This is a genomic window from Streptomyces sp. NPDC048484 (assembly GCF_040651415.1).
In the GTDB taxonomy this organism is placed as follows: Bacteria; Actinomycetota; Actinomycetes; order Streptomycetales; family Streptomycetaceae; genus Streptomyces.
On sequence record NZ_JBEZJY010000049.1, the window covers coordinates 1 to 20,518 of the forward strand.

At 69.5% G+C, this 20,518-nt stretch carries 19 protein-coding genes; 10 read left to right on the forward strand and 9 right to left on the reverse strand.

What is annotated here, in order from left to right; genetic code table 11:
• The first annotated feature begins 184 nt into the window (after positions 1-184).
• Positions 185-1,465 carry an MFS transporter gene (locus tag AB0D14_RS36310; protein ID WP_362787379.1) on the forward strand — a complete coding sequence of 427 codons (1,281 nt, stop codon included), beginning with the start codon at positions 185-187 and terminating at the stop codon, positions 1,463-1,465.
• A gap of 66 nt (positions 1,466-1,531) precedes the next feature.
• Here AB0D14_RS36310 and AB0D14_RS36315 read toward each other — a convergent pair whose 3' ends face one another.
• Positions 1,532-2,701 (reverse strand): hypothetical protein, encoded by a 1,170-nt coding sequence (locus tag AB0D14_RS36315; RefSeq protein ID WP_362787380.1) that lies wholly within the window; start codon positions 2,699-2,701, stop codon positions 1,532-1,534.
• Positions 2,698-3,639 carry a 5-dehydro-4-deoxyglucarate dehydratase gene (locus AB0D14_RS36320; protein WP_362787381.1) on the reverse strand — a complete coding sequence of 314 codons (942 nt, stop codon included), beginning with the start codon at positions 3,637-3,639 and terminating at the stop codon, positions 2,698-2,700. Before AB0D14_RS36320 ends, AB0D14_RS36315 begins: the two co-directional genes overlap by 4 nt.
• A gap of 285 nt (positions 3,640-3,924) precedes the next feature.
• Here AB0D14_RS36320 and AB0D14_RS36325 point away from each other — a divergent pair, with 285 nt between their 5' ends.
• The 8 genes from AB0D14_RS36325 to AB0D14_RS36360 all read left to right on the forward strand — a co-directional run bounded on the left by AB0D14_RS36325 (position 3,925) and on the right by AB0D14_RS36360 (position 11,750).
• Positions 3,925-4,755 (forward strand): NAD(P)-dependent oxidoreductase, encoded by an 831-nt coding sequence (locus tag AB0D14_RS36325; RefSeq protein WP_362787382.1) that lies wholly within the window; start codon positions 3,925-3,927, stop codon positions 4,753-4,755.
• Positions 4,756-5,047: 292 nt separating this feature from the next.
• Entirely contained in the window at positions 5,048-5,818 is a 771-nt protein-coding gene (locus tag AB0D14_RS36330) for a DeoR/GlpR family DNA-binding transcription regulator (RefSeq protein ID WP_362787383.1), read from the forward strand.
• 157 nt (positions 5,819-5,975) lie between these two features.
• On the forward strand, positions 5,976-7,346 hold the full coding sequence (locus tag AB0D14_RS36335; protein ID WP_362787384.1) for a sugar ABC transporter substrate-binding protein: 1,371 nt from the start codon (positions 5,976-5,978) through the stop codon (positions 7,344-7,346).
• Positions 7,343-8,281 (forward strand): sugar ABC transporter permease, encoded by a 939-nt coding sequence (locus tag AB0D14_RS36340; RefSeq protein ID WP_362787385.1) that lies wholly within the window; start codon positions 7,343-7,345, stop codon positions 8,279-8,281. Before AB0D14_RS36335 ends, AB0D14_RS36340 begins: the two co-directional genes overlap by 4 nt.
• Complete coding sequence (locus AB0D14_RS36345; protein WP_362787386.1) at positions 8,278-9,159, forward strand: carbohydrate ABC transporter permease; 882 nt, start codon at positions 8,278-8,280, stop codon at positions 9,157-9,159. The genes AB0D14_RS36340 and AB0D14_RS36345 overlap by 4 nt, the downstream gene beginning before the upstream one ends.
• Entirely contained in the window at positions 9,156-10,145 is a 990-nt protein-coding gene (locus AB0D14_RS36350) for a zinc-dependent alcohol dehydrogenase family protein (RefSeq protein WP_362787387.1), read from the forward strand. The genes AB0D14_RS36345 and AB0D14_RS36350 overlap by 4 nt, the downstream gene beginning before the upstream one ends.
• Positions 10,146-10,249: 104 nt before the next feature.
• On the forward strand, positions 10,250-10,471 hold the full coding sequence (locus AB0D14_RS36355) for a hypothetical protein (RefSeq protein ID WP_362787388.1): 222 nt from the start codon (positions 10,250-10,252) through the stop codon (positions 10,469-10,471).
• 64 nt (positions 10,472-10,535) lie between these two features.
• Positions 10,536-11,750 carry a TerD family protein gene (locus AB0D14_RS36360; RefSeq protein WP_362787431.1) on the forward strand — a complete coding sequence of 405 codons (1,215 nt, stop codon included), beginning with the start codon at positions 10,536-10,538 and terminating at the stop codon, positions 11,748-11,750.
• Positions 11,751-11,827: 77 nt separating this feature from the next.
• Here AB0D14_RS36360 and AB0D14_RS36365 read toward each other — a convergent pair whose 3' ends face one another.
• The 5 genes from AB0D14_RS36365 to AB0D14_RS36385 all read right to left on the reverse strand — a co-directional run bounded on the left by AB0D14_RS36365 (position 11,828) and on the right by AB0D14_RS36385 (position 17,984).
• Positions 11,828-12,700, reverse strand: a complete 873-nt coding sequence (locus tag AB0D14_RS36365; protein ID WP_362787389.1) for a carbohydrate ABC transporter permease — start codon at positions 12,698-12,700, stop codon at positions 11,828-11,830.
• Positions 12,690-13,736: a sugar ABC transporter permease gene (locus AB0D14_RS36370; RefSeq protein ID WP_362787390.1), complete on the reverse strand. Its 1,047-nt coding sequence runs from the start codon at positions 13,734-13,736 to the stop codon at positions 12,690-12,692. The genes AB0D14_RS36365 and AB0D14_RS36370 overlap by 11 nt, the downstream gene beginning before the upstream one ends.
• A 1-nt stretch (position 13,737) precedes the next feature.
• On the reverse strand, positions 13,738-15,030 hold the full coding sequence (locus AB0D14_RS36375) for an extracellular solute-binding protein (protein ID WP_362787391.1): 1,293 nt from the start codon (positions 15,028-15,030) through the stop codon (positions 13,738-13,740).
• A gap of 371 nt (positions 15,031-15,401) precedes the next feature.
• A complete protein-coding gene (locus tag AB0D14_RS36380) occupies positions 15,402-16,439 on the reverse strand; it encodes a LacI family DNA-binding transcriptional regulator (protein WP_362787392.1) in 1,038 nt (345 codons plus the stop codon).
• Positions 16,440-16,490: 51 nt separating this feature from the next.
• Positions 16,491-17,984: an alkaline phosphatase PhoX gene (locus AB0D14_RS36385; RefSeq protein ID WP_362787393.1), complete on the reverse strand. Its 1,494-nt coding sequence runs from the start codon at positions 17,982-17,984 to the stop codon at positions 16,491-16,493.
• 301 nt (positions 17,985-18,285) lie between these two features.
• On the opposite strand from AB0D14_RS36385, the gene AB0D14_RS36390 reads away from it, so the two are divergent.
• Positions 18,286-18,531, forward strand: coding sequence for a hypothetical protein (locus tag AB0D14_RS36390; RefSeq protein ID WP_362787394.1), 246 nt, complete (start codon positions 18,286-18,288; stop codon positions 18,529-18,531).
• A 125-nt stretch (positions 18,532-18,656) separates the two neighbouring features.
• Here the strand turns inward: AB0D14_RS36390 and AB0D14_RS36395 are convergent, their stop codons facing one another.
• Both AB0D14_RS36395 and AB0D14_RS36400 read right to left on the reverse strand, forming a co-directional pair.
• Positions 18,657-19,499, reverse strand: coding sequence for a carbohydrate ABC transporter permease (locus AB0D14_RS36395; RefSeq protein WP_362787395.1), 843 nt, complete (start codon positions 19,497-19,499; stop codon positions 18,657-18,659).
• A 3-nt stretch (positions 19,500-19,502) separates the two neighbouring features.
• On the reverse strand, positions 19,503-20,510 hold the full coding sequence (locus AB0D14_RS36400; protein WP_362787396.1) for a sugar ABC transporter permease: 1,008 nt from the start codon (positions 20,508-20,510) through the stop codon (positions 19,503-19,505).
• Positions 20,511-20,518 lie beyond the last annotated feature (8 nt).

Here is a 20,518-nt window from a genome sequence, read left to right on the forward strand (position 1 = left end):
CCACAGCAATCTCGTCCGGAGTCACACCCTCTCAACGCCACACCGGGCCCCAAGGACACGCACCACCACAACCAACCTGACCAAGCCCTACTAGGACCGCGGCAACGGGCATCCCTGCCACGTCTGCCGCCTAAGGCACCTATCCGATCCCCGCCCCCGGGCCTTAGCCGCACGATGACCTGGCATGACGGAACAAACACCGCGGACACCGCGGGCGGCTCGGACAGCGCGGACGGCCCGGCCGGTCTGGGCCGTGGTCCGCGTCCTGCGGGACCGCAACGCCGCCCTCTACCTTGGCGGAGTCGTGATCTCCGGCTTCGGTTCGTCGGCGATGTGGCTGGTGTCCGGGATCTGGGTGAAGGACCTGACCGGCTCGGACGGCCTGGCCGCCCTCTGCGTCTTCGCCCTCTGGGCGCCCACCCTGATCGGCCCCGCCCTCGGCATCCTCGCGGACCGCACCCGCCGCAGACCACTGCTGGTGTGGACGAACCTGGGCCTGGCCGTGCTCCTCCTCCCCTTCTTCGCCGTCGACTCGCGGGGCACTCTGTGGGTCCTGTTCACCGTGCTGCTCGTTTACGGGGCGGCGGGCGTCGTCCACGACGCGGCGGAGTCGGCGCTGGTGGCCACTGCCGTCGACAAGCAGCTCCTCGGTGACTTCAACGGCCTGCGCATGACGGCCAACGAGGGCATGAAACTGGTCGCGCCGCTTGCCGGCGCGGGCCTGTACGCGGCGTACGGAGGGGCCCGCGTCGCACTCCTGGACGCGCTCACCTTCACCCTGGCCGCGGGCCTCTACACCCTCCTGCACGTACACGAACCGAAGCCGCTCCCGGCAGAGTCCCATGTCGGCCTGCGCGCTCGGACTGCCGAAGGCGCCCGCTACGTGTGGAGTCACTCTGCCCTGCGCCCGCTCGTCCTCGCCGGCGGTACGACCATGCTCTTCGCGGGCGTCAACGGCGCGACGGTCTACGCGGTGGTGGAGGGCCTCGGCCACTCCCCCTCGTACGTGGGATTCCTGTACGTCGCGCAGGGCGCGGGTTCGGTGGCGATCGGCCTGGCCTCGGGCCCGCTGCTGCGCCAGCTGGGCGAACGCCGTTTCGCGGGGTACGGCATCGCGCTCACCGCCGTCGCCGTGACGGCTCGCGCGCTCCCGTACGACGTGGTCGCCCTCGCCTCTGCCGCGGCGGTCGGCGTCGGGCTCCCCTGCGTCCTGGTCGCGGCCCTCACCGCGGTGCAGCGGGAGACTCCGGACGCCCTCCTGGGCCGTACGGCGGCGACCGCGGGCACATTGCTCTTCGCGCCGAACGCGGTGGGGCTCGCGCTCGGCGCCGGTCTCGTGGAACTCGTTCCGTATCAACCGCTATTGGTGGTACTGGGGCTTACGCGACTTGTGACGGTGCTGCCCGGCTGTGGCTGGTCGCGCCCACGCGGCGGAGCCGCAGATGTCACCGCCCCGCGCCCCTGAAAAGCGGGGCTGCGCCCCGGCTTTTCACCCCTGAAGCGCGCGGAGGCCCCGGGCCCAACTCCGGCGTCAGCCCAGTCGCGCCAGCGCCCCCGCCACGAGCGACAGGTCTTCCTCGGACGCCAACCCCGCGTGATACAGCCGTACTTCGGTGGCTCCGCGCTCGACCGCGCGCGTCACGTCGTCGAAGAGCGTCGCGGGGCTGCCCCCCATCCTGGCCACCACCGGGAAGTTGGCCGCCAGCACGTTCCCCTCGGCCGCGTGCCCGGCGAAGGGCGTCAGCAGTTCCGGTCCTCCGGCGCACGGCACGACCACGCCGTCGGCGACCGTCAGGATGTGCTCGGGGTCCACTCCGGCGTTCGCGCCCACGTGGTACGAGTCGGGGTCCGCGTGCAGCAGGATCTGGAAGCCTTCCGGGGCCGCCGCGCGTACGGCGCCGACGACGTCCGCCTGGAGGGAGCGGGCGACGGAGTCACGCCAGGCACGTGTGGCCGTCGCGAGCTCGCCGCCGAGCAGCTTCTCCACGGCCTCCCAGCCCCCGGAGGGGGTCTCGCCGCGCCACACGGGCTCCAGGGCGCGCCGGACAGCCGCCGCCACCTCGTCGGGATCGAGCCCCAGTCGCGTGTATCCGTCGCGGCACGAGGGGCAGAAGCACAGCGACATCAGGTAGGTCCCGGCGTCCCCGAGCGCCACGCCCGCCGTCTTGTCGTGGGCGTGCAGATGCGGGAGCCCGTACCAGCCGAGGGACTCCAGTTCGGTACCCGCCGCCCCGGGCCGTACCGCCGCCTCGACGGCCAGGTCGGTCAGGTAGGCGCGCGTCTCGGGCTGCGCGACGCAGGGAGCCCACGGATAGCGGTCCCCGTAGGCGTTGACCACGGAGGTGTCCGGGAACTCCTCGCCCATCCGGGAGTTGTGGGCGAGGACCACCCAGGTGTGCACGTCGAGCCCCGCCCCCGCGAGTGCCGTGGCGGCCTGACCGTACGCGTCCCCCGGCGCCCAGTCCCCGGCGGCGTACGGCCGCAGCCTGCGCCCCTGCCAGCGCTCGGGGTCCGCCGGGTAGAGCACGGCCGCGTGCAGCGCGGTGACGATGCGGCGCTGGGGGTGCCGGGGGGTCAGCGCGCGCGTGGAGTGGTACGCGGACGCGAGCGTCGCCTGCCGCACACCGAGCCCGGCGATACGCGCCGCCGCCTCGGGGTCGCCGTTGACGTCCCACGGATAGACGAAGGTCGACGCCTTCACTTGCCCTCCTCCAGAAGCGCGTAGCCGCGCTCGATCAGCCTGCCGAGCTGCTTGAGGTGCTCCTCGGCCGGCTCGTGCAGCGGTGACCGCACCTCGCCCACGTCGAGCCCCTTCAGCCGTACGCCCGCCTTGACCAGCGAGACAGCGTACCCGCGGCCCAGGGCGCGCAGTTCGACGAGAGGCCGGTAGAAGCCGTCGAGCAGCCGGTTCACGGTGGCGTCGTCGCCGGAGGTCATGGCCCGGTGGAAGGCGAGCGCGATCTCGGGCGCGAAGCAGAAGACGGCCGACGAGTAGAGCGTGATGCCGATGCCGCGGTAGGCGAGGCCGGTGAGTTCGGCGGTCGGCAGCCCGTTGAAGTACAGGAAGTCCCCCGGGACCTCGGTCCGTACGGCGCTGACGATGCGCTGCATGAGGTCGAGGTCGCCGGTGCCGTCCTTGAAGCCGATGACCCCTTCGGTGCGGGCCAGCGACACCACGGTCTCCGGCGTGAACACGGCGTTGTCCCGCTGGTACACGATGATGTCGAGCGAGGTCGCGCCGGCCAGTTCCGTGTAGTGCCGCAGCAGCCCTTCCTGCCCGGCGACCACGAGGTAGGGCGGCATGGCGAGCAGTCCGTCCGCGCCGGCCTCCTCGGCGAGCCGCGCGTACCGCACCGCGAGGGCGGTCCCGTAGCCCGCGCCCGCGACGACGGGCACCCGGCCCGCGGTCTCCTCGACGGCCGCCCGGACGCAGTCCTGGAACTCCTCGGGCGTGAGCGCGTGGAACTCGCCGGTGCCGCAGCAGGCGAAGACGGCGGCTGCACCGCCCTCGACGCCCCGCCGGACGTGCTCGCGGTAGACGTCCAGGTCGACGGCGCCGTCACGGTCGTACGCCGTGACGGGGAAGAACAGCGGCCCGGTCGGGACACTGAGTCGAGCGGCAAGGGGGGCTGACGACACGGGCTCTCCCTAGAGCATGTACGCACACGCCACCCGTGCACGTTTCTGATTGGCGTCTATATCTCTGAACACGCCCACGCTAAAGCGCTCTCTTGGGGGCGGTCAAGCGGGGAAACCCGCATTCCCGGAGTAATACCGAAGTAATAAAGGTCCGGAAACTGGCGGAGCGGCAGCGGATTTCTGCGCACCGCGCGACACTTGACGCGAGCGGTGGGCGATCCTTAGCGTGTCCATGGATGTGAACGCCGTACACGAATACGGCTGTCGATTCTAGGAGACCCGAGGATGCCCGCTCCCGCTCCCCGCACCATTCTGCTCACCGGCGCAGCCGGCGGCCTCGGCACCCTGATGCGCGGGCTGCTGCCTGCCTACGGCTACGAGCTGCGCCTTCTCGACGTGCGCCCGATCGAGGGCGAGCCGGACGCGATCACCGCGGACCTCGGCGACAAGAAAGCCCTGCGCGAGGCCGTCCGGGGCGTGGACGCCGTCATCCACCTCGCGGGCATCTCCTTGGAGTCCACCTTCGAGAAGATCCTCAAGGCGAACATCGAGGGCACGTACAACCTGTACGAGGCCGCCCGCGAGGAGGGCGTCCGGCGCATCGTCTTCGCCTCCTCCAACCACGCCGTCGGCTTCACCCCGCGCCCCGAGGGCGAGGCGCCCCACGCGCCCGGCTCCCTCATCCCCATCGACACCCCGCGCCGCCCGGACACCTTCTACGGCCTGTCGAAGTCGTTCGGCGAGGACCTGGCGCAGTTCTACTGGGACAAGCACGGCCTGGAGACCGTCTCCGTCCGCATCGGCTCCTGCTTCCTGGAGCCCACCAGCGTGCGCATGCTGTCGGTGTGGATGAGCCCCGGCGACGGCGCCCGCCTCTTCCACGCGGCCCTGACCGCCGAGCGCGTCGAGCACAGTGTCGTCTACGGCTCCTCCGCGAACACCCGCCTGTGGTGGGACCTCTCGACCGCCCGCGCCCTCGGCTACGAGCCGCAGGACGACTCGGAGCAGTACGCCGAGAAGCTGGTCGCGGAACAGGGCGAGCTGGACCCCGCGAACCCGGACCACGCACGGCTCGGCGGCCACTTCGTGACCAAGCCGCCGGTGTGGCCCTACTGACGTTCCCGTCCGGCCGTACCGGACCCCGCCGACACTTCCGGCCACTCCACACGGAGCACCCCACAGGGCGGACGGGCACCGAACGGGCCCGTCCGCCCCGCCGTTCGGGCATGCCCACTGCCCGAATTACGCTCGACCGCAGGTCCGACCCGGGCGGCACTCGCGTCGAACGGGCACATACGGGCGCCATCGGGCCCGCAACAGACCTGGTCAGTGGCGCGTACCCGCTGTAGAACTTCCCCCATGGGTCGCACCGGGCCCGAACGGGCAGTACGCGAAGAAGCGGAAGCGGGTGTCGGGCATGAGCGCGGAAGAACGTCAGCGGGAGATCGTGAAGACCGCCCGGCGCACCGGCGCCGTCGACGTGAACGTGCTCGCCACCGAGTTGGGCGTCGCCAAGGAGACCGTGCGCCGCGATCTGCGCGCCCTGGAGGACCACGGCCTCGTCCGCCGCACACACGGCGGCGCCTACCCCGTGGAGAGCGCCGGCTTCGAGACGACGCTCGCTTTCCGCGCCACCAGCCACGTACCCGAGAAGCGCCGGATCGCAGCCGCGGCGGCCGAGCTGCTCGGGGACGCGGAGACGGTCTTCGTCGACGAGGGCTTCACCCCCCAGCTCATCGCCGAGTCACTGCCCCGGGACCGGCCACTGACCGTGGTCACCGCGTCCCTGGCCACCGCGGGCGCGCTCGCCGAGACCGACAACAAGACGGTGCTGCTGCTGGGTGGCCGGGTCAGGCCCGGCACGCTGGCCACCGTCGACCACTGGACGACGAAGATGCTCGCGGGCTTCGTCATCGACCTGGCGTTCATCGGCGCCAACGGCATCTCCCGCGAACACGGCCTCACCACCCCCGACCCCGCCGTCAGCGAGGTCAAGTCACAGGCTGTCCGGGCCGCGCGGCGCACCGTGTTCGCGGGCGTGCACACCAAGTTCGGCGCCGTCAGCTTCTGCCGGTTCGCGGAGATCAGCGCCCTGGAGGCGATCGTCACCAGCACGCTCCTGCCCGCCTCCGAGGCTCACCGCTACTCGATGCAGGGCCCCCAGGTCATCCGGGTCTGACGAGGAGTTCGCGAGCCACCGGGCGTCGCAGGAGTTCGCGAGACTCCGCACAGAGTTCGCAGGACCCCGCAAGAGTTCGAAAATCCAACCGGCCCACTACAGAAGCACCGCACTCCCCACGCCAACCCATATGTACTGATACATCCAGGAGTGTTCCATGCGAACCCAGAGCCGACGGAGGCCGCGCGTGATGTTCGCCGCGGTCGCCGCAGGGACGCTGCTCACCCCGTTGCTCTCCGGTTGCTGGGCCGGAGCGGGCGGAGCGGGCTCCGGTGGCAACTCCATCAACGTCCTCATGGTCAACAACCCCCAGATGGTGGAGTTGCAGAAGCTCACCGCCGCTCATTTCACCAAGGAGACCGGCATCAAGGTGAACTTCACCGTCCTGCCGGAGAACGACGTCCGCGACAAGATCAGCCAGGACTTCGCCAACCAGGCCGGCCAGTACGACGTCGCCACGCTGTCCAACTACGAGATACCGATCTACGCCAAGAACGACTGGCTGCACGAGATGAACTCGTACGTCGCGAAGGACCCGGGGTACGACGAGCGGGACGTCCTCAAGCCCATGCGCCAGTCCCTCACCGCGGAGGACGGCAAGCTCTACGGGCAGCCCTTCTACGGCGAGTCGTCCTTCCTGATGTACCGCAAGGACGTCTTCGAGGCGAAGGGCCTCACGATGCCCGACCACCCGACGTGGACGCAGGTGGCCGGCCTCGCAGCCGAGGCCGACGGCGCCGAGCAGGGCATGAAGGGCATCTGTCTGCGCGGACTGCCCGGCTGGGGCGAGATCATGGCCCCGCTCACCACGGTCGTGAACACCTTCGGCGGTACCTGGTTCGACAAGAACTGGAAAGCGCAGCTCGACTCCCCCGAGTTCGAGAAGGCGACCAAGTTCTACGTGGACCTCGTCCGCAAGCACGGTGAGTCGGGCGCGGCCCAGTCCGGCTTCGCCGAGTGCCTGAACAACCTGACCCAGGGCAAGGTCGCCATGTGGTACGACGCCACGTCCGCGGCCGGTTCCCTGGAGTCGGCGAAGTCCCCGGTCAAAGGCAAGATCGGCTACGTACCGGCGCCCGTCGAGGAGACGAAGTCCTCCGGCTGGCTCTACACCTGGGCCTGGGGCATCCAGGAGGCGTCCCGCAACCCCGACAAGGCCTGGAAGTTCGTCTCCTGGGCGTCCAGCAAGGAGTACGAGCAGCTGGTGGGCGACGAGATCGGCTGGTCCAACGTGCCGGCCGGGAAGCGCGCCTCGACGTACACGAACGCCGACTACCGCAAGGAGGCCGGCGCCTTCCAGGAGATGACCAAGCAAGCCATCGAGGGCGCCCGGCCCACCGATCCCGGCGTACAGCCGCGGCCCGCGCCCGGCATCCAGTTCGTCGGCATTCCCGAGTTCACCGATCTCGGCACCAAGGTCTCGCAGGAGATCAGCGCGGCCGTCGCCGGACGCCAGTCCGTCGAGTCGGCCCTGAAGAAATCCCAGAAGCTGGCCGAGGAGATCGCCGAGGAGTACGAGGGACGATGACCGCGACAACAACGGCCCCAGTGGCCGCACCACCCGTACGCACCGTGAAGCGCCCCTCCGGACGGATGCGCGCCTGGGCGACCCGGGCCCCGCTCCTGCCCGCCCTGATCTTCATGGTCGCCGTGACCCAGCTCCCGTTCGTGGCCACGCTGGTGATCTCCTTCTTCGACTGGAACTCCCTCTACCCGGACGCCCGCAGCTTCACGGGCTTCGGCAACTACACCGAGGTCCTCACCGACGAGGCCCTGCGCAAGTCGGTCTGGACGACGATCCTGCTGACCGCCTCCGTCGTCCTGGCCAGCCTGATCCTGGGCCTGGGCCTCGCCCTCCTCCTGGACCGGAAGTTCCGGGGCCGCGGCCTGGTCCGTACGCTCCTGATCGCACCGTTCCTCGTGGTCCCCGTGGCGGCGGCCCTGCTGTGGAAGCACGTGCTCTACAACCCCGAGTACGGCCTGCTCAACGGTCTGCTGCACTACGTCGGCGGACCGGAGCCGGACTGGATCTCCAACACCCCGCTGCTAGCCGTCGAGATGTCCCTCGTCTGGCAGTGGACGCCCTTCATGATGCTGATCCTGCTGGCGGGCCTGCAGAGCCGGGACCACCAGCAGATCGAGGCGGCCGAGGTCGACGGCGCGAGCGCCTGGCAGGTCTTCCGCTATCTGACCCTCCCCCACCTGCGCCGCTATCTCGAACTGGGCTCCCTGCTGGGCTCGATCTACATCGTGCAGAACTTCGACGCGGTCTTCACCATCACGTCCGGCGGACTGGGCACCGCGAACCTGCCCTACACCGTCTACCAGAGCTTCTACCAGGCCCACGAGAACGGCCTCGCCTCCGCGGCCGGCGTCCTGGTCGTCATCGGCTCGATCATCATCGCGACCTTCGCGCTGCGCGTGGTCTCGTCCCTGTTCCGCGAGGAGGTGGGCCGCGCATGAGTGCCACCGCGGTACGTGTACGCCCCAGCAGCACCAAGTCCGGTGAACCCGGCCCCCGCCGCCCGAAGGGAAGGGGCCTCGGCCTGGTCGCCTGGCTGGCCGGCATCATCTTCTTCCTTCCCATCGCCTGGATGACCCTGACGTCCTTCCACTCCGAGGAGGACGCGGCGACCAATCCGCCGTCCTTCGGGGCGGCCCTCACTCTCGACGGCTACCGCGAGTTCTTCGGCACGGGCGGCGGCGCGAGCCCCTGGCCCGCCCTCACCAACTCCTTGGTGGCGTCACTGGCGTCGACGCTCCTGGTCCTGGTCCTCGCCCTCCCCGCGGCCTACGCGCTCTCCATCCGCCCGGTGAAGAAGTGGACGGACGTCCTGTTCTTCTTCCTCTCCACGAAGATGCTGCCGGTCGTCGCGGGCCTCCTGCCGATCTACCTCTTCGCCAAGAACACCGGAATGCTGGACAACATCTGGCTCCTGGTCATCCTCTACACCTCGATGAACCTTCCGATCGCGGTGTGGATGATGCAGTCCTTCCTCTCCGAGGTCCCGGTGGCGATCATCGAAGCGGCCCAGATAGACGGCGCGAAACTGCCGACGATCCTCACCCGGGTCGTCGCGCCCATCGCCCTCCCGGGCATCGCCGCCACGTCTCTCATCTGCTTCATCTTCAGCTGGAACGAGCTGCTGTTCGCCCGCGTGCTGACGGGCGTGGTGGCGGAGACCGCCCCGGTCTTCCTCACCGGCTTCATCACCAGCCAGGGCCTGTTCCTGGCGAAGGTGTGCGCCGCGTCGCTCGTCGTCTCCCTGCCGGTGCTCGCCGCGGGGTTCGCCGCCCAGGACAAACTGGTCCAGGGCCTGTCTTTGGGAGCCGTGAAATGAAGGCCGCCGTCATCGAGTCCGTGGGAAGGGCCGTCGTATCCGAGGTCCCGGACCCGACACCAGGACCCCGCGAGGTCGTCGTGGAGGTCGCGGCCTGCGGGCTGTGCGGTACGGACCTGCACATCCTCCAGGGCGAGTTCGCGCCCAAGCTGCCGATCGTCCCCGGGCACGAGTTCGCGGGCGAGGTCGTCGGGGTGGGCAGGCAGGTCACGGAGCTGTCGGTCGGCGACCAGGTGGCCGTGGACCCCTCCCTCTACTGCTACGAGTGCCGGTACTGCCGTACGGGCCACAACAACCTCTGTGAGCGCTGGGCCGCCATCGGCGTGACCACGGCGGGCGGCGCCGCCCAGTACGCGGTCGCGCCGGTGGCGAACTGCGTGAAACTCCCCGAGCACGTACGCACCCAGGACGCGGCCCTGATCGAGCCCCTGTCGTGCGCCGTACGTGGCTACGACGTGCTGAACTCCCGCCTGGGCTCCCACGTGCTGATCTACGGCTCGGGGACGATGGGCCTGATGATGCTGGAGCTGGCGAAGCGGACGGGCGCGGCGAGCGTGGACGTCGTCGACATCAACGCACAGCGGCTGACAACCGCCGAGCGGCTCGGTGTCTCGGCGTCCGCCACGAGCGCCGACGAGCTGGAGCGGCCGCAGGGGTGGGACCTGGTCGTCGACGCCACGGGCAACGCGGCGGCGATCCAGGACGGCCTGGGACGGGTCGCCAAGGCCGGCACCTTCCTCCAGTTCGGGGTGGCCGACTACGCGACGCGGGTCTCCATCGACCCGTACCGCATCTACAACCAGGAGATCACCATCACCGGGTCGATGGCCGTCCTCCACAGCTTCGAGCGGGCGGCGGAACTCTTCGCGACGGGCGTCCTGGACCCGGACGTCTTCATCAGCGACCGCCTGCCCCTGGACCAGTACCCCCAGGCCCTGGAGCAGTTCGCCTCAGGCGTCGGCCGAAAGATCGTGGTGGTCCCGTAGCGATTCTCACCCCGGGGCGGAGCCTCGGAAGGATGGGACGGGCAGGGGCGGCGGGGGCGAAAAACCCTTGGTCGGCCCCTGCCCAACCCCCCTACCATCCCCCCATGCCCCGCCCACACGGCTTCGCCTACGCCCACCACCCCGACGGCACCGTGACGATCACCCACGGGACCCGCCCCGCGACAACCCTGCGCGGCCCCCGGGCGGACCGGTTCCTCACGGAGGTGGAATCCGGCGACCCCCAGCTGGTCATGGCCCGCTGGACGGGAAACTACAAGCGCGGCAACGAACGAACGGCCCGCGACCACCCCCGCAACCGCCGCTGACCCGATTGGCGGCTTGGTAAGGGAACGGCAAAGAGGGTCTGCTCGTTCACCGGGCATGACAGCTATGACCCCCGGCTCGAACATCCCTCTCCCCGTCACCCGCGTGACGGTGGACGTCGCCGCCCCGGTGCGGCTCGACGTATCGGGCCTGCTGCTCACCGCCGACGGCAAGGTGCGCTCCGACGACGATTTCATCTTCTACAACCAGCCGTCGGGCCAGGGCGTGACGTACCGCTCCGGTGGCGGCAGTACCCCGGACTCGATCACGGTCGACACGACCGCGGTGCCCCCGGGCATCGAGAAGGTCGTCGTCACGGCGAGCCCTGACGCGGCGGGCCAGACGTTCCAGGGCGTCGAACCGACGGCGACGATCCGTAACGCGGACGACGGCTCCGTCCTGGCCTCCTTCACCCCGCCGCAGCTCGGTGGGGAGACGGCCCTGGTCATCGTCGAGGTCTATCTGCGCAACGGCGCCTGGAAGGCCCGAGCGGTCGGCCAGGGCTACTCGAACGGCCTGGCGGGCATCGCCACGGACTTCGGCGTGACGGTGGAGGAGCCCGCCGCTCCGGCCCAGCCGGCCCCGGTCGCGCCGCCCGCCCCCACACTCCAGACGCCGGTGGCGCCCCCGGCCCCGCCGCTCAGCACACCGGCGGCCCCGCCCGCGCCCCCGGCGGCACCGGCCGCCCCGGCCCCGGGCGCCGGGAAGATCAACCTCGACAAGGGCCGCGTCAACCTTCAGAAGAACCAGACCGTGTCCCTGGTCAAGGGCGGCCGGCCGTTCCTCTCCCAGGTGAAGATGGGCCTGGGCTGGGAGCCGGCGTACCGGGGCAAGGACATCGACCTGGACGCCTCCGTGATCGCGTACGGCCCGCAGCGCAACCACATCGACAGCTGCTACTTCGGCAAGCTCTCGATCGTGAACGGCGCGATCAAGCACTCCGGCGACAACCTCACGGGTGAGGGCGGCGGTGACGACGAGGTGATCGTCGTGGACCTCGGCCGCCTCCCCCAGGAGGTCACGGGCCTGGTCTTCACGGTCAACTCCTTCACCGGCCAGAAGTTCACCGAGGTGGCCAAGGCCTACTGCCGCCTCCTGGATGCCGCCACGGGCGAGGAGCTGGTCCGCTTCGACCTCACGAGCGCGGAGTCCCAGACCGGCGTGATGATGGCCAAGCTCATCAAGCAGTTCTCCGGCGAGTGGGAGATGACGGCCCTCGGCAACTTCGTCAAGTCCCGCACGGTCCGCGGCATGGTGAAGCCGTCCGCCCAGGCACTGTAGACAGCCTGTAGACAGCTGTTCCGGCACGAACGCGCGGGGCGCTCCCACCGGTGGGGGCGCCCCGCGCGTCTGCCCCGTCACATCTTTGTGGCCCCCGCGGCGAGGTCCCTGAGGAAGTGGCGCGCTCCGATCAGGAACACGATGATCAGCGGTACGACGCTCATCAGCGCCCCGGCCATCACCAGGGAGTAGTCCGTGTTGTACAGGACGTTGAGGTTCGCCAGGGCAACCTGGAGGGTGACCCTGTCGGGGTCGATCATGACGACCAACGGCCAGATGTAGTCGTTCCACAGGCCGATGAACGTGAAGATGCCGAGGAAGGCGAGGGCCGGCCGGAACAGCGGCAGCGCGACCTGCCAGTACAGCCGGAAGAAGCCGGCACCGTCGATCCGGCCGGCGTCCAGCAGTTCGTCGGGCAGCGAGTTCTGGGCGTACTGGCGCATCCAGAAGATGCCGAAGGCGTTGGCCGCTCCGGGAATGATCAGCGCGTTCAGCGAACCGGCCCAGCCGAACTCGGCCATGGTGACGAACTGCGGCACCAGCGAGAGCTGCGCGGGGATCATGTACGTGACCAGCAGCATGCCGAAGAGGAACTTCTTGCCCGGGAACTCGTACTTGGCGAAGGCGAACGCGGCCAGCGAGTCGAAGAACAGCACCAGCGCGGTCCCGACCACGGCGACGACGACGGTGTTGAACAACGAGCCGAAGAAATCGATGGTGTCGAGGACCCGGCCCATGTTCTCCAGGAGATGCGTGCCCGGCACCAGCTTGGGCGGATAGCGGTAGATGTCCTGGGTGGTGCCGGAGGCCATCACCACCAGCCAGTAGAAGGGGAACAGCGAGACCAGCACACCGAACAGCAGGGCCGCCCGGACGCAGACCCGGGTGAGTCTGCTGCCGGAGCCGATGGCGAGGCCCGCGCTGTGGTTCGTCTTGTCGTCAGCGGCCATTGCGGGCCCCCTTGCGTCGCAGCAGTGACCGGATGGCGCCGGGACGGTCGTCGCGGTCCGAACCGGAGACCAGTCGCCAGTTGATGACGGTGAAGACCGCGATGATGGCGAAGAGGAGCCAGCCCATGGCGGCCCCGTAGCCGAACTGGTGGTCCTTGAAGGCCTTCTGCCACAGGTAGAGCACGACGGTCATGCCTTCCTGGCCCGGTCCGCCCGTGGTCCCGACGTCGGTCGACTGGAAGAGCACCTGGGACTCGGTGAAGATCTGCAGGCCGTTGATGGTGGACGTGACCGCGGCGAAGAGGACCACCGGCTTCAGCTGCGGCAGGATGACCCGGAAGAGGGTCTGCCAGCTGTTCGCGCCGTCGACGCGAGCGGCCTCGAAGTGCTCGGTGGGGATGGCCTGGAGGCCCGCCAGGAAGATCAGGGCGTTGTAGCCGATCCAACGCCAGATGATCATCATGGAGATGGACGACTTGATCCCCCACTCGGAGGACAGCCACCCGACCCCGTCAAGACCGATCACCCTGAACGCCGAGTTGGCGAGGCCCGCCTGCGCGAAGACCGAGCCGAAGACGACGGTCATGGCGACCATCGAGGTGATGTTGGGGATGAAGTACGCCACCCGGTAGGCGCCGCCGAAGCGGACCTGCGAGTGCAGCAGGAACGCGAGCACCAGGGCCAGGAAAAGCATCGGCACCGTGGACAGGAACCAGATCTCGAAGGTGTTGAGCACCGAGTGCCAGAACACCGAGTCCTGGAACAGCCAGCCGTACTGCTTCAGCCCGACGAAGCGCATGTCGCCGATGCCGTCCCAGTCCTGGAAGGACAGGTACAGGGAGAAGACCACCGGGAAGGCGCCGAAGACGGCGAACAGCGCGTAGAACGGGGCGATGGCGAGCAGGGGCGGGATGTGGCGGCGGCGTCCGCGGGGGGCGCCGCCGGGAGCGGCGGACGAGGAGCGGCGGAAGCCCGCACGCTTCTTGCCATCGGCGGTGGGGACACCGGCACCGGCCGGGTCGGCGACTGTGGTCACGTCAGCTCACCCCCAGCCGCGTCAGCGTGGTCTCGGCGGTGCCGACCGCGTCCCGCCAGGCCCGGTCGGGCTTCTTGCCGAGCGTTTCCACGTTGGTCAGCTCCTGGAAGAACGGGGTGTTGGCGGTTTCCTCGTACGGACTGAAGTAGACGACCGGGGCCTTCTGGGCGGCCGGGCCGAAGATGTCGATGGGCTGCTGACCGCCGAAGAAGGGGTCGGGCTCGTGCATCGCGGGGTCGGCGTAGGAGGCCGGGGTGGTGGGGAACAGGGCCAACTCCTGGTAGCTCTTGAGCTGGTTCTCGGGGCTGAGCAGCCACTTCAGGAAGGCGAAGGCTTTCTCCGGTTCCCGGCAGTAGCGGGTCAGGGTGACGAAGGACCCGCCGTAGTTGGCCGGGCCGTCCGGCATGGTGGTCAGCCGCCAGGCCCCGGAGGTCTTGGCCGCCGTGTCCTTCAGGCCGTAGATGGCCCACACCGCCGTGGTCATCGTGGCGATCCTGCCCCCGCCCATGGCCGCGTTGTAGTCGGGCGTACCGTCCGTGATCCTGGCGCTGAGCCCCTCGCGGAGAATCTGCACGGACAGGTCCCAGGCGCGCCTGATGTGCGGCTGGTCGCCGATGAAGCGGTTGTCGGCGTCCACGAACTGCTGGGGGCTCTGGAGCAGGACCTGCTGGAAGACATTGCCGATGTTGCTCACCAGGTACGGCTTGCCCGGCGCCTTCGCCCTGAGCGTCCGCCCGGCGTCTAGGTACTTCTCCCAGGTGGAGGTCGCCTCGGCGACCTCCTTGGGCCCGTCGGCCAGTCCGGCCCGCTCGAAGAGGTCCCTGCGGTAGTAGAGCGCGGTGGGGCCGGCGTCGAGAGGGAAGCCGATCATCCGGCCCGACGGGGTGAAGCAGCTCTTCCACTTCCAGTCGAGGTACTGGTCGCGGACGGACTGGGCACCCAGCGTCCGCAGGTCGAGGAACTCGTTCTCGTCGGGGAAGAACGTGGCGAGGTTGTCGGAGTTCACGACCGTCAGGTCCGGCACATAGGCACGGGCGGCGAGACTGGTGCGTACCTTCGAGTCGATGTCGCCGTCGGGAATCTGGGAGGCCTTCACCCTCAGCCCCGGCACTCCGGGTACGGCACGCCTGGCGGTGGCGAGCAGTTTGTCGCTCAGCGAGCCCTTCCAGTACCAGAGGCTCAGATGGTCGGTGCCCGCAGAGGCCGAGCCGCTGCCCGCCCCGCATCCGGACAGCCCCAGCAGGGCGGCACCCGCGCTGCCCAGCGAGGCCCCCAGCAGACGTCTGCGGGACATCGTTCGGTGTTCCATTGGCGCGCACTCACTTTCAGGGCGCGGCGCGGCCGGGGGATGGCACCACGTCGGGCCCGTTTTGCGGGGAGGGGGAAGACAACGATGTCGGCGGGGTGGGTCCCTGGCTCGGGCCGACGACGTTCTCAGCATCCGTGAGCGTTCACGTGAACGTTGCCGTCGAGTATCGGGGCGGCCGAAAACCACTGTCAAGAGACACACACGGTGGATGTGGTGACGGGGTTCGCGCCGGCAGGCACACCCTCTCAGCTCGACGAGGGGCCGACGTCGGCCGACACTCGCCGAGCCGGGCCCGACCCCCGGGACCTGTCCCAGACCTGTCCCAGGGGCGCCCGCCCGTCCTGGGCACGCCCGTCCTAGGCCGAGTCCCGTACCACCAGTTCGGGAACCACCCAGGCGTCGGCGCCCCGCAACGGCTCCTCACCCGCCCGCAGCCGGGCCACCTGCTCGACGGCCAGCCGGCCCAGCCGCCGCTTGTCGATGTGCAGCGTGGTCAGGGCGGGCTCCACCAGCTCCCCCAGCGAGAGCCCGTCGAAGCCCAGGACGGCCAGGTCGTCGGGCACCCGCCGCCCGGCGCGCCGGGCGGCGCGCATCCCACCGACGGCGATCAGGTCATTGAAACCGAAGACAGCCGTGACCTCGGGCCGAGCGTCCAGCAACCGCTCCATGCCCGCCTCACCCGCCGCGACGCTGTGCTCGGAGCACATCACGACCCAACTGTCGTCGACAGGCAGCCCGTGTCTGTGCACCTGGGCCAGAAAGGCCTCCCGGCGAGGACCAGGAACGGACCGGTCCCCGTCCAGCATGCCGATCCTGCGATGCCCCGCACGGACCAGATGGGCGATGCCCTGCTCCACCCCCACAGCGGCGTCGATCCCCACCGCCGCGAACCGGGTCTGCTGCGGCCCACGCTCCAACAGCACCAACGGCACCCCGCCGAGCTGTCGGGCCAGTACCTCGTCCTCGTTCTTGAAGTACCCCACGACCGCGTCCGCCTGATGGGACAGCACATCGAGTGCCTCCCGCTCCCTGGCGTCATCGGTACGGGAGTCCCACACCACCACCTGCCACCCGCGCTGCTCGGCGGCCTCCAGCACTCCGGCGGCCACCTCGGGGAAGAACGGGTTCATCAGATCCGGGATGACCAGCCCCGCCGTCACCGTCCCCTTGCGCACCAGCCCCCGGGCGAACCGGCTCGGCCGATAGTCCAGCAGCCGCGCCACCTCCAGCACCCGCTCCTTGGTGCCCGGATCGATCTCGCCCTTGTCATTGACGGCCCGGGACACCGTCTGCCGCGACACTCCGGCCAACTGGGCCACATCATGAATGGTGGCCCGGCGGCGAGGGCCGTCAGACTGTCCGGTACGCGACTCACGCTGATTATCGGCCCACACGCTGAGCACTGTATCCGCCCCCCGCGGAACGGAACTCCGTCCCGGGCAGCCTCAAGCAGCCGAAGAGCGCCGCTGCCTCTTCCACGGCCCCTTGACGGCGACCATGATGCCCGGCTGCTGAATGTTGGCGTAGAGGGTCTTTCCGTCGGGCGAGAAGGTGACGCCGGTGAACTCGCTGAACTCGGGCTCGTCCTCGGTTCCGATGTTCAGGTCGTTGCGGGCGATGGGATAGGTACGCCCGCTGTCCGTCGCGCCGAAGAGGTGGGAGACGCCCTCGCCGTCCTCGGCTATGACGAGACCGCCGTACGGGGAGACGGTGATGTTGTCCGGGCCGTCGAAGGCGCCGTCCGCCGACGGGTCGGGGTTCACCCCGAGGAGGACCTTCAGGGTCAGCGTGCGGCGCTTGGGGTCGTAGAACCAGACCTGGCCGTCGTGCTGGACGGGGCTCTCCGCACGGGCGTAGGAGGAGACGAGGTACGCGCCGCCGTCGCCCCACCACATGCCTTCGAGTTTGCGGGCCCGGGTGACCTCGCCGGTGTCGAACTGCTCACGCACCGGAACGGTCTTCCCGTCCCGGTCGGGCACGTCGGTCCAGTCGACCCCGTACACCGTGCCGATCCTCGTGGCGCGGGACAGGTCGTCGACGTAACGGCCGCCGGAGTCGGAGCACTTGGGCGCCTGGAGCACGCCCGCGTCGTCGGCGAGGGTACGGAACCTGCCGGGGCCGTGGGAGAAGCCGTGCGGCGGCACCCAGCGGAAGAACAGGCCGTTGGGCTCGGAGTCGTCCTCGGTGAGGTAGGCGTGGCCCCGCTTCGGGTCGATGACGACCGCTTCGTGGTCGTACCGGCCGAAGAACTTCAGGGGCTTGGGGCTGCGGTTGGCACGGCGGTCGCTCGGGTCGACCTCGAAGACGTAGCCGTGGTCCTTGGTCATGCCGTTCTCGCCGGCCCGGTCGGAGTTCTCCTCACAGGTGAGCCAGGTGCCCCAAGGGGTGCTGCCGCCCGCGCAGTTGGTGGAGGTGCCCGCGATGCCGACCCACTCGGCGACCGCACCGCCCGGACGCACCTCGACGACCGTGCAGCCGCCGGACGCGGCCGGGTCGTAGACGAGGCCCTCGGTCAGCGGTACCGGGTACTCCCAGTTGGCGCGCGGGCCCTTCAGCTCGTGGTTGTTGACGAGGAGGGTCGTGCCGCGCGGGCCGGCGAAGGTGGCCGTGCCGTCGTGGTTGGAGGGGGTGTACTCGCCCGACTCCAGCCTGGTCTTCCCGCTGTGGGTGATGACGCGGTACGAGAACCCGGCGGGCAGCGCGAGGATGCCCTTCGGGTCGGGCAGGAGCGGTCCGTAGCCGACGGCTCCGCCGTGCCGGTCGGCGTCGTCGCCCGTGGTACCCGTGGTGCCCGTGGTCTCGTCGTCCCCCGAGGTCTGGGTGTCCGTGGACGCGAGGGCGCCGGGCGCGGTGGCGAGTGCGCCGACGCTGCCGATCAGGGCGACACCGGCACCGGTGATCGCGGATTGTCTGGCGAAGTCCCTGCGGGTGAGCGACATGCTGTCTCCTGTGACGGTGGAGTGTGACCGTGGCGGATGGCGGATGGCGGATGGCGGCTGACGAGCGACGGGTGGCGGGTGACGGGTGACGGACCCGGCTGTCGGCCACACGGTCCCGCCCGTGACTGAACGCCGCTTGAACGCCGCCCGACTTTCCTGGGCCCCCTTGCGTGAACGCGGCTCGGCCGACCCGTCCGGACCGACCGCACCCCATACGGCGCAACAGCCCTCGCATCCGAACTGCTGGTCGGAATAATCTCGGTAACGAAGGCCCCGCACTACCCCTGGGAGGCGAGCCGAAGTGGACGCACGTCAGGCACGCCGTCTCCATGAGGAGCGGCTGATGGCCCTGGCCAACGTCAGCGGTGTGGGCACCGGCCGCGACGAGGACTCCGGCGAGGACGTCATCGTCGTCTTCGTCACCCGCAAGGTGCCCCGCGACGACCTCCGCCCCGAGGACACGGTCCCGGACGAACTTGAGGGCATTCCGGTACGGGTCCTGTCCATGGACGAACCCGAGACCCCCGAGAACCCCCCGAACCCCTAGACCCAGCGAGGGCGAGGATGCGCTGGGCGACGCGGACGGCGGCGCCCTCGAGGGTGCGCCGGCCGTGCTGTTCCGAGTGGAGCCTCCTGGGCGGATGCTGTGGCGGGCGCGTCGTCGGCTCGTGTTCAGCCCTTGACGGCAGAGCTGGCGACGCCTTGGACGAACCAGCGTTGGAAGAAGGCGAAGACCACCAGGACGGGCAGGACCAGAAGTACGCCGAAGGCGAGGATCTGGCCCCAGTCCGGGGGCTGTTGGCCCTGGAAGACGCTCATCTCCAGCGGCAGCGGTCGGACCGACGGGTCGGAGACCATCAGCACCGGCCACAGGAACGAGCCCCACTGGATGAGGAAGGTCAGGATCGCCACGGAGGCGAAGGCCGGCTTGCTCATCGGGACGATGATCGCGAAGAAGGTGCGCCAGGGACCTGCGCCGTCGATCCGGGCGGCTTCCTCGATGCTCGGCGGGATCGAGCGGAAGAACGTGTGGAACTGGTAGACCGAGAAGGCGTTGGCGATGAACGGGAGCGCCAGGATGTAGAGGGTGTTGCGCTGGTCGTTGAACACGTAGAAGAGCGGGACGGCCACCGACTCGAACGGGACCAGCATCAGCAGCAGGACGAGCGTGAAGACGGCGTTCCGGCCGCGCCACTTCAGCCGGGACAGCCCGTACGCGGCCATCGAGTTGACGAACAGGCCGCCCGTCACCACGACGAATGCCAGCAGCAGCGAGACGCCCATGAAGCGCCAGAAGTAACCGGTGCTGTCGGAGTTGAGGCTGTCGAGGACCGCGGAGTAGTTGTCGAAGGAGAGGTTGGTCGGGAGGAAGCCGGACAGGCCGTTCAGGACCTCGTCGGACGGCTTGAGGCTGCCCAGGAACAGGTAGATCACGGGCAGCACGAAGACGAAGGCCAGCACGCTGAGTACGGCGTAGTCCATGAAGCGGCGCAGGGGCGTAGGGGTGGTGCCCATGGGTCAGTCCTCGTTTCCGGGCCGGACGACGCGGCGCTGGATGAGCGTCAGGACGACGACGATCAGGAAGAAGACGACGGTGATCGCGGACGCCTGGCCGATGTTGTTCTGGTCGAAGGCGGTGGTGACGGCCTGGTACATCACGGTGCGGGTGGCGTCCTCGTCGAGGCCGCCGCCGCGGACGAGGACGTAGACCTGGTCGAAGACGCGGAAGGAGAGCACCGAGGTGAGCATGACGACGAAGACGAGGGTGCCGTTGATGCCGGGCAGGGTGACGTGGCGGAACTGCTGCCAGCGGGTGGCGCGGTCGAGTTCGGCGGCTTCGTAGAGCTCTCCCGGGATCTGCTGGAGGCCGGCCAGGAGGATGACCATCTGGAAGCCGACGCCCTGCCAGATGGACAGCACGATGATCGAGCCCATGGCGGTGGCGCCGTCGCCGAGCCAGTCGAAGGCGCCCCAGTTGCCGAAACTCACCGCGTCCAGCGCGGAGTTGAGCATGCCCTGGTCGCTGCGGGCCAGGATGAGGCGCCAGATCACAGCGACCAGCGCCATCGGGAAGACGACCGGCATGAAGAAGAGGGACCGGAACAGGCCGATGGCCTTGAGCTTGCGGTTGAGCAGGATCGCCAGGGCCAGCGCCAGTCCCGTCTGCACCGGTACGACGACCACGGCGAAGGTCAGGTTGTTCAGCAGGGCCCGCAGGAACGGGCCGGACAGGTCGGGGTCGGTGAACAGCCGCCGGTACTGCTCCAGGCCGAAGAAGGTGGGCTCCAGCGGGGAGCCGAGGCGGACGTTGTAGAAGGAGAGGACGACGGCGTAGCCGAACGGCACACCGACGAAGGCGATGAGTCCGACGACGGCCGGGGCGGACATGAGCAGGCCGTGCAGCCAGTCGCGGTTCTTGCGGCCCGGCCGTGCCGGTCGCCTCGACCGCGCGGGCTTCGCGGATGTCACGGACGGGGCCTGCTCCGGGCCGGGCGGCGCGGCGTGCGCGGGTTCCACGGATGTCACGGGAGGGT

Bases quoted from the DNA above. Each gene is read 5' to 3' on its own strand.
- AB0D14_RS36335 (WP_362787384.1), top strand. From the start codon at position 5,976: ATGCGAACCCAGAGCCGACGGAGGCCGCGCGTGATGTTCGCCGCGGTC.
- AB0D14_RS36310 (WP_362787379.1), top strand. From the start codon at position 185: ATGACGGAACAAACACCGCGGACACCGCGGGCGGCTCGGACAGCGCGG.
- AB0D14_RS36375 (WP_362787391.1), bottom strand. From the start codon at position 15,030: ATGTCCCGCAGACGTCTGCTGGGGGCCTCGCTGGGCAGCGCGGGTGCC.
- AB0D14_RS36345 (WP_362787386.1), top strand. From the start codon at position 8,278: ATGAGTGCCACCGCGGTACGTGTACGCCCCAGCAGCACCAAGTCCGGT.
- AB0D14_RS36395 (WP_362787395.1), bottom strand. From the start codon at position 19,499: ATGGGCACCACCCCTACGCCCCTGCGCCGCTTCATGGACTACGCCGTA.
- AB0D14_RS36385 (WP_362787393.1), bottom strand. From the start codon at position 17,984: ATGTCGCTCACCCGCAGGGACTTCGCCAGACAATCCGCGATCACCGGT.
- AB0D14_RS36360 (WP_362787431.1), top strand. From the start codon at position 10,536: ATGACCCCCGGCTCGAACATCCCTCTCCCCGTCACCCGCGTGACGGTG.
- AB0D14_RS36325 (WP_362787382.1), top strand. From the start codon at position 3,925: ATGCCCGCTCCCGCTCCCCGCACCATTCTGCTCACCGGCGCAGCCGGC.
- AB0D14_RS36355 (WP_362787388.1), top strand. From the start codon at position 10,250: ATGCCCCGCCCACACGGCTTCGCCTACGCCCACCACCCCGACGGCACC.
- AB0D14_RS36340 (WP_362787385.1), top strand. From the start codon at position 7,343: ATGACCGCGACAACAACGGCCCCAGTGGCCGCACCACCCGTACGCACC.
- AB0D14_RS36365 (WP_362787389.1), bottom strand. From the start codon at position 12,700: ATGGCCGCTGACGACAAGACGAACCACAGCGCGGGCCTCGCCATCGGC.
- AB0D14_RS36350 (WP_362787387.1), top strand. From the start codon at position 9,156: ATGAAGGCCGCCGTCATCGAGTCCGTGGGAAGGGCCGTCGTATCCGAG.